The following is a 14,670-nucleotide window of genomic DNA, read 5'->3' as shown; positions in this document are numbered from 1 at the left end:
GGAAATCTATGGAGCTTGCAAGCGAACCCAGCGCGGCGCCTACTCCGGCGACTAAGCGCGCCGCCCTTCTCATCGGCATCTCTGCCTCGCTGGTCGCGATCCAACTTTTCCCGGCAATCTTTTTGTCTCAGCACCAGCTTGTCCCCGTCGCATGGTTTGTTCCCGCCGCGCTCGCTTTTTATTTCGGCGCCGCCTTGAGCATCGCCTTGCTGAGCTTCGGCCGCTTTCTGTTTAGAAAAGAGCCGTATGCCTTCTGGGTCGGCCTGGCGTTTTGGATTTCGTCGCTCTTCAGTCTGGCTCAGCTCGTATGCCTGGAGAGCGTGTCGAACGCTCCGGATACCGACGCCGCCTATTTTTTCTATCTCTCGTTTCTGGCTCTGCTCCTTCCCGCCTTCTATCTGATCGCGAAAACCCCGACTCTCCAAATTTCTTCCTGGCGCGCGTTGTTCGGACGCCTGGCCTGGGTGTCTCTCGGCTGCATCTTACTTGCCGGCACGATTTTTCTCCTGGAAGACCTCCTGACGCCGCTTTTTTTGTCGGCGCGAGCCGCTTTTTTTTCCGCCTTGCTGCTCTATGGCTTTTTTTGCCTCTATGCGGGCGCGGCCTGGATACACTGGCGCCGCTTCCAACAGACTGAAGCTCCCCTCATCGGCTACGTTTGCTCTTTCCTCCTGCTCTGCCTCGGGGTTTTCCTGGGTCTTATCCTATCGCGGCAGCCGTATGATTTTGCCTGGTTTTCGTCCTACCTGTTTCCGGTGATCGGTTGTTCGTTCTTCTACCTGGCTTTGCTTCTCGAATACCTGGACCTTTATCGCGAGCTGGACAGGACCGTCGATCAAATGGTGGTCACCCATCGTCTCAACACTCTGGTCAGCAGCTCACTCAGCCTGGAAGAGATCTGCCGTCAACTGAGCTGGGAAATTCGCAAGCTGGTTCCCTATGATCGCCTGGCGGTGAATCTGCTGCAGAAGGATCAAAACTACCTCAAGGTCTATTCGGAGGAGTCGGCGTTGCCGGCGCCGGCCGTGCCGGAGGGCTTTTCAACGAAAGCAGGAACCGCGACCGGCTGGGCGATCGATCACAAGGAACCGCTCCTCTGCGCCGATCTCTCCCAAGAGCGGCGCTTCGAGGTAACCCGCGGACGCTACCAAGGCCTCGGCCTGCGCTCGTTCATCATTTTGCCGCTCATCGCCAAGGGGCAGATTTTCGGCGCGATGAACCTGGGCAGCCTCAAACCGAACCAGTACAACCGGAAAGACATCGATACGCTCACGCCGGTGGCGGAGATCCTTTCCATCGCCGTAGAAAACGCCAAGCTTTATCAGGAGTCCCAAAGACACGCGGAAATCCAAAGTCTCTTGAAGGAAGTGACGCAGGACATCACCACCCTGGACGTCAACAATCTCCTGCAAAAACTCACCCGTAAGGTTTGCGCGGTGTTGAAGACCGATGTCTCCGACGTGAGGCTCATGGTTGACGGCTCGTGGCGTTCGCTGGGCATATCGGGCATAGAGCCGACACGGCTCCAGTCGTCCGCGTCCGGCACCGGTCTCAGGCGGTCGCGATTGGTGATCGAGAGCCGCAAGCCCATGGTGGTCGAAGACATGAGTCGGGAGACCCCGGTGCGCCAGGGCAACCGGTCCGCCAGCCTCGGTTTCCGGGGTTATGTCGGAGTTCCCCTCTTCAAAAAAAACGGGGAAGTCATCGGCGTCCTCAGGGTGTTAACGTATAAGCCCAGGGATTTTTCCCCGGACGAGGTGGATCTCCTGCAACAGCTCGCGAGCGGAGCGGCCATCGCGATCGAAAACACCACCCTGCTCGAAGAGGCGCGGCAGAAGTCGCTTCATCTCGAAGCCCTCATCAAGGTCAACCGGGACGTCGCTTCGCTGCTCAAAAAAGAGCTCCTGCTTCCGAGCATTGCGAACGAAGCGAGAAGATTTCTCAACGTGGACGGCGCGAGCTTTCGCCTGGTCGAAGGAAGATCTCTGGTGCGGGCGTGCTTTGCCGGCGAGGAAGAATTGTTGGCTCTCACTCCGGTGATGCCTCTGGGCGAAAGCGTCACGGGGAAGATCGTTCGCGAGAACCGGGTCATCGCCATCAAGAACGTGCGCCACGATCCCGTGATGGTAGAAAAGCACCGCCGAATCCTCAGCGAATCCGGCTATCACTCGTTCCTTGGAGTTCCTCTCAGGCTCGGCTCGCGCGTCATCGGCACCGTCAACCTCTATTCCAAACAGGAAAGGGAGTTTCGTCCGGACGAGATCCAGATGATCACCGCCTTTGCCGACCAGACGGCCATCGCGGTTCAAAACGCCAGGTTGTTCGAAGAACTGCAGATGAAATCCGGCGAGCTGGAGGACGCTTTTAGAACCAAAACCGATTTTCTCAATACCATGGCCCACGAGCTGAGAACTCCTCTCAACGTCGTGATCGGCACCCAGCAGCTCCTGCTCGACGGCTCTTACGGAAGTTTCAACGACGAGCAGGGCAAAGCGCTGGAGCGCATCGGCCGCTACGCCCAGGACTTGCTCAGCCTGATCAACGAGATCCTCGACCTGGTGCGTCTGGACGCAAGGAAAGTGCCGGTGCGCGCGTCGGAATTCTCGGTCAACGATATCACCGACGACCTGGAGCTATCGTTCGCGCCGCTGGCGCGGGAAAAGGGGCTCGATCTCAGGTTCGACATCGACGCCGGAATGCCGTCAATCAAAAGCGACCGGTCCAAGATCAGGGAGATTCTTCAGAATCTCCTCGCCAATGCCGTGAAATACACCGAGAAGGGCGAAGTCGAGCTCCGGGTCTCCATGCAAAGCAACCACAGAAACTTTCCGGGCAAGCACATCTTATGGTCGGTGCGCGACACAGGAATAGGGATCGATCAGTCGGATTTGCCGCATCTCTTCGAGCCTTTCTACATGGCGGACGGAGTGGACCGGAGAAAATATCCCGGCACCGGCCTGGGTTTGAGCATCGTCAAGCGACTCGTCGAGCTATTGGACGGCGACATCAAGATCGAGAGCGAGTTGGGCAAGGGCTCGACGTTCACGGTCACCTTCCCGGTGGCCGACCCGGAGTAATGGAGCACTCCATCACTCTATTTCCCCTTCTCGCGGCCTTGACACGATAGACATTTATGAATTATATGACGGCATCGCATTTGGCTTTGTCTAGGAGGTTGGCATGAAAGCTCGATATCCGTTCGGCGTTCGGCGTCTCTTACTCTGTTCCCTTTATCTCGTTCTTACCTTTGCCCTGGCCGCGTCGGTTTACGGTCAAGAGCAATTTTATAAGGGCAAGGCGATACGGATCGTCGTAGGATTCTCCGCGGGCGGCGGTTTCGATACCTACGCTCGCGCACTCTCGCGTCATATCGGCAAGCAGATCGCCGGCAATCCCACCGTGATCGTGGAGAATATGGTGGGCGCGGGAAGCTTGATTGCCGCCAATCATGTTTACAACGTCGCCAAGCCGGACGGCCTTACGATCGGCCATTTCATCGGCGGCCTGTTCCTGGGCCAGGTCGTGGGACAAAAAGGCGTGGAGTTCGACGCGAGAAAGTTCGAATTCATCGGGGCGCCCACAACCGATCACGTGGTGTGCGCCTTCACCAAAGCAAGCGGGATTTCCAGCGTCGAGAAGTGGGCCGCATCCAAGACTCCGGTGAAAATGGGAGGGACCGGACCGGGCAATTCCACGCCCGACAACGCCACGAGAATCATCAAGGCCGCGACCGGTCTGCCCATCCAGCTTGTCTCAGGTTACAAGGGCACTTCCGATATCCGGCTGGCTGCGGAAAGCGGCGAGCTTGGCGGCGGGTGCTGGGGATGGGAATCGGTTAGAGTCACCTGGCGCAAGGCGCTGGAGTCGGGCGACGCGGTGGTCGTCCTCCAGGCCAACCGTAAGACTCATCCCGAGCTTGCGAAAGTGCCGCAGGCGATGAGCCTCGCCAAGAGCGACGAAGGCCGCAAGATGATCGAAGTCGGAATTCACGGCGACAGCGAAATCGTCCGCACCTACACCCTCCCACCCGGAACCCCCAAAGACCGCGTGCAGATTTTGCGCAAAGCTTTTGAGGCGACTCTCAAAGACGCGGAGTTCGTCGCGGAAGCCAAGAAAGCGGACTTGAACATCAATCTCGTGCCCGGCGACGAGGTGGAGAAGATCATCTCCGGGCTCTTTAAGCTCGACCCGGCCCTGGTCGCCAAATTCAAGGACGTTCTCTACAACTGAGAGCGTTTCGCCTCCCTGCCGAAAAATGATCTCCCGCAGGTGTCGAGCTGTGGACCCGTCTAAGAGGAATCCGCCATGCTGGAGATGATGGGCGCCTTTCTCTCGGGCCTCTACCAGGTCTTCGCTCCCTCGACATTTCTCCTGATGTCCATCGGCATCGTGATCGGGTTCGTCGTCGGCATCCTGCCGGGCCTCGGCGGACCGACGGCGATGGCCCTCATGCTGCCGTTCATTTTCAAGATGTCGGCGGTCGAGGCTTTCGCGTTCCTCCTGGGCATGACGGCGGTCACGGCCACGACGGGCGACATCACTTCCGTTCTTTTCGGCGTGCCCGGCGAGCCGACGACCGCTTCCACCATCATCGACGGCCACGCGATGGCGAAAAAAGGCGAAGCCGGCAGGGCGTTGGGGGCGGTGCTGATGAGCTCGCTCGTGGGCGCGATCTTCGGCGCCTTCTCGATCGCCCTTGCGGTTCCCATTGTCCGGCCGCTGGTTCTGACCTTCGGCTCGCCGGAATTTTTCATGCTCGCGCTGCTCGGCATCACGTTTGTCGCCGCGCTCAGCGGCGAGGCCGTCGTCAAGGGAATCATTTCGGGCGGCCTCGGCCTCATGCTCGCGACCATCGGACTCGATCCGATCTCGGGAATTCAGCGCTTCACCTTCGGCCAATTGTTTCTATGGGACGGCATCGGCCTCGTTCCCGTTACGGTAGGTTTTTACGCCATCCCGGAAATCATCGAGCTGGCGGTCATAGGGACCAGCATCTCCCGCGAGAAAGTGGAAAAGCTCGGCGGCGTGATGCAGGGAGTCAAGGATACATTCATTCATTGGTGGCTCATCCTGCGTTGCAGCGCCATAGGCACCTTCACCGCGATCATCCCCGGCATGGGCGCGGCGACGACGCAGTGGCTGGCCTACGCCCACGCGGTGCAGAGCTCGCCCGGCAAGCACCGCTTCGGCAAAGGCGCCGTGGAAGGCGTCTTGGGACCGGGCGCGGCGAACAACTCCACTCTCGGCGGCAGCATGATCACCACCGTCGCTTTCGGCGTGCCCGCGAGCGTCACGATGGCGATTCTCCTGGGCGCGTTCATCATCCAGGGCATCGTGCCGGGTCCGGACATGCTGATCCCTCCACCCAAAGGCAAATTGGATCTGACGTTCTCGTTCGTTTGGGTGATCATCATCTCCAACGTCATCACGGTGGCGGCTTGTTTCCTGTTTCTCAACCCGCTGGCGAAGATCACCCAGGTCAGAGGCAGCCTGCTCATCCCGTTTATCTTGATCCTCATCTACCTCGGCGCCTTCGCGGAAAAAAACGCCTTTGAAGATATGATCGTCGTGCTCTTCTTCGGCGCGCTGGGTTGGGTGCTGGAGAAGCTCCAATGGCCGCGGCCGCCGCTTTTGCTGGGATTGGTGCTCGGTCCGCTGGCGGAAAACAGACTGTTTCTCTCCACCGATAATTATGGAATCGCCTGGGCATGGCGCCCCGGAGTTCTGTTTATTTTCGCCATCACGCTGGTCGGTATTTTCTACCCCGTGATCAAAGAGCGGCGGAGCAAAAGAAAATCTCAAGACGAAGCGGCGATGATTGCGGGAATCCCCACGGAGAAAATCGTCATAGACCGGAATCGCCTCCGATGGAGCGCGCTTTTTGCTTTCTTGATCCTTGCGCTTTTGGCGCTCGCGCTATGGAAGAGCAGAAATTTCGGCTTCCGCGCCGGCCTTTTCCCCTGGGCCATAGGATTTCCGGTTCTGGCGCTCGCCGCAGTCCAGTTGTTTCTCGATCTGACCGGAAGGACGAAACTAAAAGAGGACGGATTTCTCTCAGGGCCGGATGTTCCGAAAGAATTGGTTACCAGGCGCACGATGAGCATCTGCGCCTGGACGGTGGGCTTTTTCATCGGGATCTGGCTGCTGGGCTTTTCCTTGGCCATCCCGCTGATGACGCTCCTTTATTTCAAATTCGCAGGCAACGAGAAGTGGCCGATCGCGATCGTTCTGAGCGCCATCGGTTGGCTTTTCTTCTACCTCTTATTCATTCGCTTGCTCCACGTTCCGTTCACGGATCCGGTCATCCCGATTCCTCTTCCCTCGTTCCTCATCTCCTGATAGCGCAACGGCTTATTTAGCCTTCATCGCCCGCCAGACTCTTTCCGGCGTGAGCGGCAAGTCGTAGAGTCTGACGCCGACGGCATTGTAAACCGCGTTGCCGACGGCCGGCGCGACGGGAAGGAGCCCGCCTTCGCCCATGCCCTTCGACCCGAAGGGCCCCGGACCGTTTTCATTTTCCAACAGGACGGTTTCAAAATCTTCCGGCAGGTCGGCAAAATTCGGCACGCGGTAGTCGATGAGATTGGGATTGAGAAGCTGGCCGTCCCGGTAGATCATTTCCTCGGAGAGCGTGTGGCCGACGGCGAACATCACCGCGCCTTCGTCCTGGCCCTCGCACTGGACCGGATGGATCGCGCGTCCGACATCGGCGATGGAGACGTATTTCAAAAGCTTGATCTTTCCGGTGTCGCGGTCGACTTCGACTTCCGCGCCGCCCCAGCCGGTCTCCCAAAAGGTGGTTGGGGCTCCGAGCGCCGCCTTGGCGTTCTTTTGATCCTGATACGCGCCCTTGCCGATGATCTCGCCGGCGTTCGCGCCGAAGTATTTGGCGATGACCGCGCTGTAGGGAATCTTCTTGCCTTTGCGGTTGTGCACGTGGCCGTCTTTGAGAAATAAGTTGGCGCTTTTTTCTCCCAGCGTTTTCGCGGCCGACGACAAGAGCTGTTTTTTTAAATCCTGAGCGGCGCGCTGCACACAGAGGCCCATGACGACCATCGAGCTGCTGGCGTTGGTTCCCGGATCGTAGGGCGTCGTCTCCGTGTCGAGCTGCGCGACGACGATGCGATGCAGAGGCAGACCGAGCTCTTCCGCCACGACCTGGCTCAGCGCCGTCCGCGCTCCCTGTCCCAGCTCGACCGTTCCGGTCAACAAGACGACACTGCCGTCGGAGATCATCTTGGCGACCGCGGCAGCGAACTTGTAGGTTCCGCCTCCGTCTTTCATGCAGCAGCTTAGCCCTTTGCCGATGTTCTCGCTGTTTTTCTTCCAGCCGATCGCGCGCGCGGCGCGCAGCAGTCCTTCCTTGAGATCGCAATCCACCGGCGTATCTCCCGGCGTGTAGAGATCGCCCTTCTTGAGCAGGTTTTTGAGGCGGAAATCGAGCGCGTCGATACCCATTTTTTCCGCGATGATATCCATCTGCGACTCGTAGGCCCAGGTGACCTGCAAGGTGCCGAAGCCGCGGAACGCGCCGGCCGACGCGGTGTTGGTGTAGACGGTGTAGGCGTCGGACTTGACGTGGGGAATGCGGTACGGGCCGAGCGCGCGGTAGCCGGCCTTTTGCGTGACGCGCGGCCCGGCGTCCGCGTAGGCGCCGGTCTCCATGTGAATCTCGCATTCGCGCGCGACCAAGAGGCCGTCGCGGCTGACGCCGGTTTTGATGCGAAAGCGCGCGGGATGGCGCGTGACCGTCTTGAAGCTCTCTTCGACGGAGAGAACGATCTTGACCGGCCGGCGCGCCTTCCACGACAGCGCCGCCGCGAGCGGCTCGGTCTTGACCGACAGCTTGCCGCCGTAGCCGCCGCCGACGTAAGGCACGATGACGCGCACGCGGGCGAGCGGTAGGCGGAAGATTTCAGCGAGATGCTCGCGCAAGGTGAACGGGTCCTGGCTCGACGCCCAGAGCGTGATCCGGTCGCTCTCGACGCTCGCGATGATCGCGTGCGGCTCCATCGAGTAGTGCTGCACGCGCGGAAACGTGAAGGTGTCCTCGAAAATGAACGCCGATTTTTTAAATCCTTCGGCGACGTCCCCCCTCGCGTAGCTGAACTGGTAGCAGAGATTGGTGCCTTTGAATTTTTCCGGCGCCTGATAGTGGTGGCCGTGCAGCTCGCCGCCGGCGGAAACGCTCTCGTGAACCAGCGGAGCGCCGGGCCTCAGCGCCGCTTCGAGATCGTTGACCGCGGGAAGCTCGTCATACTCAACCTCGATCAACCCAAGCGCCTCCTCGGCCGTCGCCGCGTCCACCGCCGCCACGCCTGCCACCGGATCGCCCACAAACCTCACCTTGTCCACGGCGACGATCGGCTGGTCTTTGTACGCCGCGCCGTAGTAGAAATCGAGCGCGCCGAGATCGTCGCGCGTGATCACGGCGATCACGCCGGGAAGCTGCTCGGCTCTGCTTGCGTCTATCTTGACCAACCTGGCGTGAGGGTAGGGACTCCGCAGGATCTTCCCCACCGCCATGTTCGGCAGCTCGATATCGACCGTGTAGAGCGCCTTCCCGGAAGCCTTGTCTCTCCCGTCGACACGGGGGAAAGATTTTCCGACGACTTTCAGTCCGTTCTTTTTCATAATCAGGTTCGATCTCCGTAATTCTTTTTCACCCATTCCAGCGCCTGCTCTTTGGTGCCGATCGCGCCCTCGAGCTGCGCCTCGTGGAGCTGCGCCAAAATCTCGTGAAACAGCGGCCCGGGCGAGAAGCCCAACGCGATCAGGTCCTTGCCTCCGAGCAGCGGCTCGGGATGAATCTCCTCGTGCTTGAACTCCTCCAGCTTCTTCCGGCAGAAGTGATAATATTGCAGGTCGCCGTTCGACGCCAGAGCATCGAGCCGCGTGAGCTCGAGCAGCTCTTCGATCCCTTCTTCGCCGAGGAAGCGCTTGAGCGTGCTGACGCGCATCTTGGGCGCTTGAGTGTGGCGCAAATGATTCTTCACCAGATAGGCGACCCGCTCCCAAACGGCCCGGCTGCGCTTGAGACGCTTCATGATCGCGACCGCCATCTCGGCGCCTTTTTCCGTGTGGCCGTAGAAAGTGATGCGCCGCTCATCGCGCTGCGCGGAAACCGGCTTGCCGACGTCGTGGAGCAACGCCCCGTATGCCAGCGTCTCTGAAATTTGAGATTTGAGATTTGAAATTTGCTCCAGGATGAGCAGCGTGTGCGCGAATACGTCCCCTTCCGGATGGTAGTCCGGAGTCTGCTCCACGCCTTTCATCTGCGCGACTTCCGGCAGAATTGCGGTCAGAAGCCCGCACTCGTCCAGCATCTCGAAGCCTCTCCGCGCGCCGCCTTCGATCAGGATGCGGGTGACTTCTTCGCCGATCCTCTCCCACGACACCTGGGTGATCGCCGCCGCCTCGTCCTGAATGGCGCTGAAGGTATTCGCTTCGATCGTAAAACCAAGGCTCGCCGCGAAGCGGACGGCGCGGACCATGCGCAGGCGGTCTTCCCGGAAGCGCGCGCGGGGATCGCCGATGGCGCGGATGAGGCGGCGGCTGAGATCCTCTTGGCCGCCGACCAGATCGATCACCCGGTCTTTAAGCGGATCGTACATCATCCCGTTGATCGTGAAATCCCGCCTAAGTATGTCCTCTCTCATCCCAGCGAAGCGAACTTCACTCGGGCGCCGGCCGTCGAGATAAGGTCCGTCGTAACGAAACGTCGCAACCTCGAAGGAGTCGCTGCCCTGGAGGACCAAGATCACTCCGAACTGCGCTCCCACTTCGATCGTTTTCGGGAAGATTTTTTGGACCGTCTCCGGCTTTGCGCTCGTCGCGATGTCGTAATCCTGCGGCGACTTACCCAGCAGAGCGTCGCGCACCGAGCCGCCCGCCAGATAGGCCTCGTAACCTTCTTCTCTCAGACGCTTGACGATACTGATGGCTTTTTCCCGTCGCGTCACGGGATGCACCTCGGGATCAACGGTATCGGGAAACGGAAAAAATGGGAAGGAGTCGCTGCGACTAATGAACGGACGGGTTGGAACCGGAGATGAATTCCTGGACCTTGCCCTGCAGCTCCTGGAAGGTGAACGGCTTGACGATGTAGTCGTTACAGCCTGCGTCGATGCAGGTCTTGAGATCGGCGTCCCTGAAGAGCGCGGTCGCGGCCAGAATCGGGATACCTTGAGTCTCGGGATGAGAGCGCAGCAGCCGCGTCGCCTCGCGGCCGTCCATCCCGGGCATCATGATATCCATCAGGATCAGCTCAGGCTTCTCCTGAACGGCTTTCTCTACTCCCTCCTTACCGTGCTTGGCGGGAATGGCGGAAAACCCCATCAGCTCCATCTGCCAGATCAGGAGTTCGCGCATATCCGGATGGTCTTCTACGACCAGAACCTTTTTCATCGCCGACTGGAGCTACCTTTCCTATACCTGTATGAGAAGGTCTAGTAGGGTTTCTACTACAGGCCCTTACCCGTGTCAAGCGGAGTTTTGAGCCCGGCTTTGGCCTGGTCCGCGACGACGACAACGATGAGCTTTTCCGGCTGCAGATAGCGCTGGGCCACGCGGAGCACGTCTTGCCGGGTAACCGCCCGGATTATGACCGGATAACGCTCCGGATAATCCAGCCCCAGGCCGAAAAATTCGACCTGAGAAAGAAATGCCGCCACTTTGCGGTTGGTGTCGAGCCTGAGGGGAAAGCTCCCGATGAGATAATCCTTGGCCGCCTTGAGCTCCTCCTCGGTGGCGCCTTGCTCTCGCATCTTGCGGATCTCCTCGGCCGCCACGCGAATCGCCTCGCTTGCGCTCTCGTTCTTGGTCTGCATGGAGACCTGGAAGCTGCCGGCGTACTTCTCCGGCTCGAAGGCGCTGTAGACCGAATAAGCCAACCCGCGCTGGTTGCGGATCGACTCCATCAAGCGGGAAGAAAAGCCGCCGCCGCCGAGGATATAGTTCATGACCTGAATCGCGTAATAGTCGGGATGAGCCCGCGGCACGCCCTCATGTCCAAGGATGATGTTGGCTTGAGTGAGATCCTTGTTGATTTTGATAACGGTCGGCGCGCCGGCGGCCGGCCGCGGCGCCGGTCCGACCGAGGCTGCTCCCTTTTCCCACGGACGGAAGGCCTTGCCGAGTCTATCGATCGCCTCCTGGTGCGAAACATCGCCGACCACGGTGAGGATCGCGTGGTTCGGGCGATAATATTTCTGGTAAAATTCCAGCAGACCGGGACGGTCCACGCGCTTGACGGAATCCGCGGTTCCCTCCACCGGACGGCCGTAAGGACTCTTGGGAAAGAGAGCCGCGATGAATTTCAATTGCGCGACATGGCCGGGATCTTCTTCTCTGGCCCGGATCGAAGCGATGACGGATTGTTTCTGCCGGTCAATCTCCTCCTGGGGAAAAGTCGAGGCGCTCAGGATCTCGGCCAGCAACTGGAGCCCGGCGGCCAGATCCTTTTTCAAGAGGGTCATGCTTACGCTGGCGGTCTCCTCGCCGCACCCGGTCGAGAGCGTCGCGCCGAGAAAATCCAGCGTCTCGCTGATCTCAAGCGCCGTGCGGTTCTTCGTGCCGTAAGTCAAAAGCCGCGCGGCGACGTTGGCGAGACCTTCGCGCCCCTCGGGCTCGAAGCGCGAGCCGGCCTCGATCAATAAACTGAGCGTAACCATCGGCAGGGCTTTTTGCTCCGAAGTGACGACCGTGAGGCCGTTTTGCAGAACCGCTTTGCGCGGCGAAAGACGCGCTTCGGAGGTCGGCGGCAGAAAGACGGCCGCGACCAGCGCGACGCAAACGACGATGAGTTTTTTCACTGGGCCTGCTCTTTCGTGGGAATCAACGTCCCGACCGTGCGCCGGTCGGGGTCGAGATATTTTTTCGCGGCTCGAAGAACGTCCGCCGCCGTCACCACCCGTATCCCCGGCAGATAATCGTTGATCATTTGCCACTTGGCGACGGACTCGAATTGGCCGATTCTCAGCGCCTGGCCGAAGATCGAGTCCTGGCCGAAAACAAACGCCGCCTCCACCTGGTTTTTCGCCTTTTGCAGCTCTCTCTCGCCGACCGGCTCGGATCGGACCTTGGCGACCAACTCGTCGATCGCGCGCTCCACTTCGGCCGGACTTTTTTCCGGCATCACCTGCGCGCTGAGAGAGAAGAGCGACGGTCCGATGGAAAGGCCGTCGTAATCGGCCTCGACGCCGGCTGCGATCTGCTTGTGATAGACGAGTTCCTGGTACAGGCGCGAGCTGCGGCCGGCGGCGAGTATCACCGAAAGGAGATCCAGGGCGAAGCCGTCGGCGCTCTGCACGTTCGGCGCGTGGTAGTAGGCGGCGACCACCGGCAGCTCGGCCTCTTTCTTGAACGCGGTTCTTCTTTCACCTTTTTGCGCCGGCTCTTCGAGCGTGACCTTCGGCGGCTCGGCGCCGCGCGCGATCTTGCCGAACTCCTGCTTGATCTTGGCCAGAATTTTCTCGCTCTCGAAATCCCCCACGACGACGATGAAGGCGTTGTTGGGAGCGTAGTAGGTTTTATAAAACTGGCGCAGATCGTCGCGCGAGAGATTCAGAATATCCGACATCCAGCCTATCACGGGGCGGCGATATGGGTAGACGGTGTAAGCGACCGCGGCCATCACCTCGCCGAGCGCCGCCGCTGGGTTGTCTTCGGTGCGGAGCCGCCTTTCTTCCATGACCACCATCTTCTCGGGCTCGAAATAGGTCCCGTTCAGGAGCGCGTTGGTCATGCGATCGGCTTCGAGCTCGATCTCGACGCCGATCTTCTCGCGGCTCATCGTCGCGAAATAGACCGTGTGGTCCGGCGTCGTGAAGGCGTTGGAATTGCCGCCGTTTTCCGCGATGATGCGCGAGTAATGCTCCGGTCCGACCTTGGGAGTTCCCTTGAACATCATGTGCTCGAGAAAGTGAGCGAGACCGCTCTTGCCGTCGATCTCGTTTCGCGATCCCACGCGGTACCACACCTGAAACGTCACCGCGGCGCTCTTGTGGTCCTCCAGCAGAAGAACTTTGAGACCGTTGTCGAGAACCGCCTCTCGAACTTGGAAGTTCTGGGCCTGGACCGGGACGAGCGAGCACAGGAGCAAGAAGAAAGAGAAAACCAGAATGCGCATTTTAGATTTCACGCATAAAGGAACAACACCGAAACTGCAAGGGCGGCGATGTTGACACTGTGGAAAGGGGGAAATAGGATGATTTTTCCGAGGAGGAGCCCATGCGCGACGTCACGGACATGAGAGGATTCCTTCGCTGCCTCGAAGAGATGGGCGAGATAAAAACTCTCGAAGGAGTCGATCTCCGCCTCGAGGTCGGCGCGCTGACCGAGCGGGCGGCGGAAAAAGAAGGCCCGGCGCTCTTGTTCGGCGGCTTCAAAGATTATCCGCCCGGTTTTCGCATCATCTCCAACGTCTTCAGGACTTGCCGGCGTACCGCGCCGGCGATGGGACTCGCCGTCGACCTCGCCGGCGTCGAATTTTTATACGCCTGGCGGAAAAAACTCGCGGCGTTCAAGCCGGTGCCTGTGCAACAAATGGAAGGCGGGCCGGTTTGTGAAAATCAGATGAACGAGGACGAGGTCGATCTCTACAAATTTCCCACTCCGAGCTGGCATGAGCTCGACGGCGGGCCTTATCTCGGCACTGGATGCGGCGTGATCACGAAAGATCCCGAGACCGGAAAGATCAACGTCGGCACGTACCGGGTCATGGTCCAGAACAAGAACACGGTCTCGGTCAAAATGAACATGGGAAAACACGGCCGCCTCGCCTTCGAGCGCAGCCGCGCCGCCGGCAAGCCGCTGCCGGTCGCGATCACGCTGGGCCAGGGGCCGAGCGTTTTCCTCGCCGCGCAGATGCCACTGCCGCCCGACGTGAACGAGTATGAGTTCGCCGGATTTCTGCAAGGCGCGCCGGTGCCGGTCGTAAGAGGCGCCGTCACCGGCTTGCCGATTCCGGCCAACGCCGAAGTCGTTCTCGAAGGCGAGATGCCGCCGATGAAGGACGAGGAGATGCCGCGCGAAGGCCCGTTCGGCGAATGGCCGGGCTACTTCACCGAAGCGAACGTCGGCGAAACGCCCGTGATGATCGTGAAACGCGTCTATTACCGCAACGATCCGATTATTCTGGGAGCGCCGCCGCTCAAGCCGCCGGCGAGTTATCTGCCGATCTCTCTCGGCGCGGCGACCTTGTGGGAGCAGTTGGAGAAGGCCGGCATTCCGGAAGTGAAAGGCGTCTGGGGCTTCGTTTACGGCGGGCAGCCGGGACCGTTCACCGTGATTGCGATCAAGCAGCGCTATGCCGGCCATTCGAAGCAGGCGCTGCTCGTCGCCGCCGGAGCGCGCGCCGGCGCCTACGGCGGAAAGTTCGTCGTCGTCGTGGACGACGACATCGACATCACCAATCCGCACGACGTGATCTGGGCGATCGCGACGCGCTGCTACGTGCGCGACGGCATCGACGTGGTGAAAAGCGTCTGGGCCTCGGTCTGCGAGCCGGCGATGCCGCCGGAGGAGCGCTCGCCCAGAGGCTACGTGTCGGACCGCGTCCTCATCGACGCCTGCCGCCCTTACCGCTGGATGGACGAGTTCCCGGCGGTGAACGCCTTCGAGAAGGAATTCAAAGACAAGGTGGAGGCGAAGTGGAAGATCTGACGGCGT

The 14,670-nt window shown here is 60.1% G+C and carries 9 protein-coding genes; 4 read left to right on the top strand and 5 right to left on the bottom strand.

The window, feature by feature from the left end; all coding sequences use genetic code 11:
- Nucleotides 1-8: 8 nt before the first annotated feature.
- From VGL70_03780 to VGL70_03770, 3 genes are all read left to right on the top strand, one after another.
- Nucleotides 9-3,077 (top strand): GAF domain-containing protein, encoded by a 3,069-nt coding sequence (locus VGL70_03780; protein ID HEY3302639.1) that lies wholly within the window; start codon nucleotides 9-11, stop codon nucleotides 3,075-3,077.
- Between the two features lie 103 nt (nucleotides 3,078-3,180).
- Nucleotides 3,181-4,230, top strand: a complete 1,050-nt coding sequence (locus tag VGL70_03775; GenBank protein HEY3302638.1) for a tripartite tricarboxylate transporter substrate-binding protein — start codon at nucleotides 3,181-3,183, stop codon at nucleotides 4,228-4,230.
- 75 nt (nucleotides 4,231-4,305) lie between these two features.
- Nucleotides 4,306-6,339: a tripartite tricarboxylate transporter permease gene (locus tag VGL70_03770; protein HEY3302637.1), complete on the top strand. Its 2,034-nt coding sequence runs from the start codon at nucleotides 4,306-4,308 to the stop codon at nucleotides 6,337-6,339.
- 12 nt (nucleotides 6,340-6,351) lie between these two features.
- Here the strand turns inward: VGL70_03770 and VGL70_03765 are convergent, their stop codons facing one another.
- The 5 genes from VGL70_03765 to VGL70_03745 all read right to left on the bottom strand — a co-directional run bounded on the left by VGL70_03765 (nucleotide 6,352) and on the right by VGL70_03745 (nucleotide 13,129).
- Nucleotides 6,352-8,634 carry a xanthine dehydrogenase family protein molybdopterin-binding subunit gene (locus VGL70_03765; GenBank protein ID HEY3302636.1) on the bottom strand — a complete coding sequence of 761 codons (2,283 nt, stop codon included), beginning with the start codon at nucleotides 8,632-8,634 and terminating at the stop codon, nucleotides 6,352-6,354.
- 2 nt (nucleotides 8,635-8,636) lie between these two features.
- Nucleotides 8,637-9,962 carry a CCA tRNA nucleotidyltransferase gene (locus VGL70_03760; GenBank protein ID HEY3302635.1) on the bottom strand — a complete coding sequence of 442 codons (1,326 nt, stop codon included), beginning with the start codon at nucleotides 9,960-9,962 and terminating at the stop codon, nucleotides 8,637-8,639.
- Nucleotides 9,963-10,023: 61 nt separating this feature from the next.
- The gene (locus tag VGL70_03755) at nucleotides 10,024-10,407 is read right to left on the bottom strand and encodes a response regulator (GenBank protein ID HEY3302634.1); all 384 of its coding nucleotides are present in this window, start codon (nucleotides 10,405-10,407) and stop codon (nucleotides 10,024-10,026) included.
- A gap of 56 nt (nucleotides 10,408-10,463) precedes the next feature.
- Complete coding sequence (locus tag VGL70_03750; protein HEY3302633.1) at nucleotides 10,464-11,813, bottom strand: pitrilysin family protein; 1,350 nt, start codon at nucleotides 11,811-11,813, stop codon at nucleotides 10,464-10,466.
- A complete protein-coding gene (locus tag VGL70_03745) occupies nucleotides 11,810-13,129 on the bottom strand; it encodes a pitrilysin family protein (protein HEY3302632.1) in 1,320 nt (439 codons plus the stop codon). The genes VGL70_03750 and VGL70_03745 overlap by 4 nt, the downstream gene beginning before the upstream one ends.
- Nucleotides 13,130-13,230: 101 nt before the next feature.
- On the opposite strand from VGL70_03745, the gene VGL70_03740 reads away from it, so the two are divergent.
- Nucleotides 13,231-14,664, top strand: a complete 1,434-nt coding sequence (locus tag VGL70_03740; protein HEY3302631.1) for a UbiD family decarboxylase — start codon at nucleotides 13,231-13,233, stop codon at nucleotides 14,662-14,664.
- Nucleotides 14,665-14,670 lie beyond the last annotated feature (6 nt).

The sequence above is a fragment of the Candidatus Binatia bacterium genome (assembly GCA_036504975.1).
Lineage (GTDB): Bacteria > Desulfobacterota > Binatia > UBA9968 > UBA9968 > JAJPJQ01.
Note: the sequence above shows the minus strand (reverse complement) of the source record. Positions and strands in the feature narration are given on the sequence as shown.

What these genes read in the sequence shown, in the direction of transcription:
- VGL70_03780 (HEY3302639.1), top strand. Translation starts at nt 9, where the DNA reads ATGGAGCTTGCAAGCGAACCCAGCGCGGCGCCTACTCCGGCGACTAAG.
- VGL70_03775 (HEY3302638.1), top strand. Translation starts at nt 3,181, where the DNA reads ATGAAAGCTCGATATCCGTTCGGCGTTCGGCGTCTCTTACTCTGTTCC.
- VGL70_03770 (HEY3302637.1), top strand. Translation starts at nt 4,306, where the DNA reads ATGCTGGAGATGATGGGCGCCTTTCTCTCGGGCCTCTACCAGGTCTTC.
- VGL70_03765 (HEY3302636.1), bottom strand. Translation starts at nt 8,634, where the DNA reads ATGAAAAAGAACGGACTGAAAGTCGTCGGAAAATCTTTCCCCCGTGTC.
- VGL70_03755 (HEY3302634.1), bottom strand. Translation starts at nt 10,407, where the DNA reads ATGAAAAAGGTTCTGGTCGTAGAAGACCATCCGGATATGCGCGAACTC.
- VGL70_03745 (HEY3302632.1), bottom strand. Translation starts at nt 13,129, where the DNA reads ATGCGCATTCTGGTTTTCTCTTTCTTCTTGCTCCTGTGCTCGCTCGTC.
- VGL70_03740 (HEY3302631.1), top strand. Translation starts at nt 13,231, where the DNA reads ATGCGCGACGTCACGGACATGAGAGGATTCCTTCGCTGCCTCGAAGAG.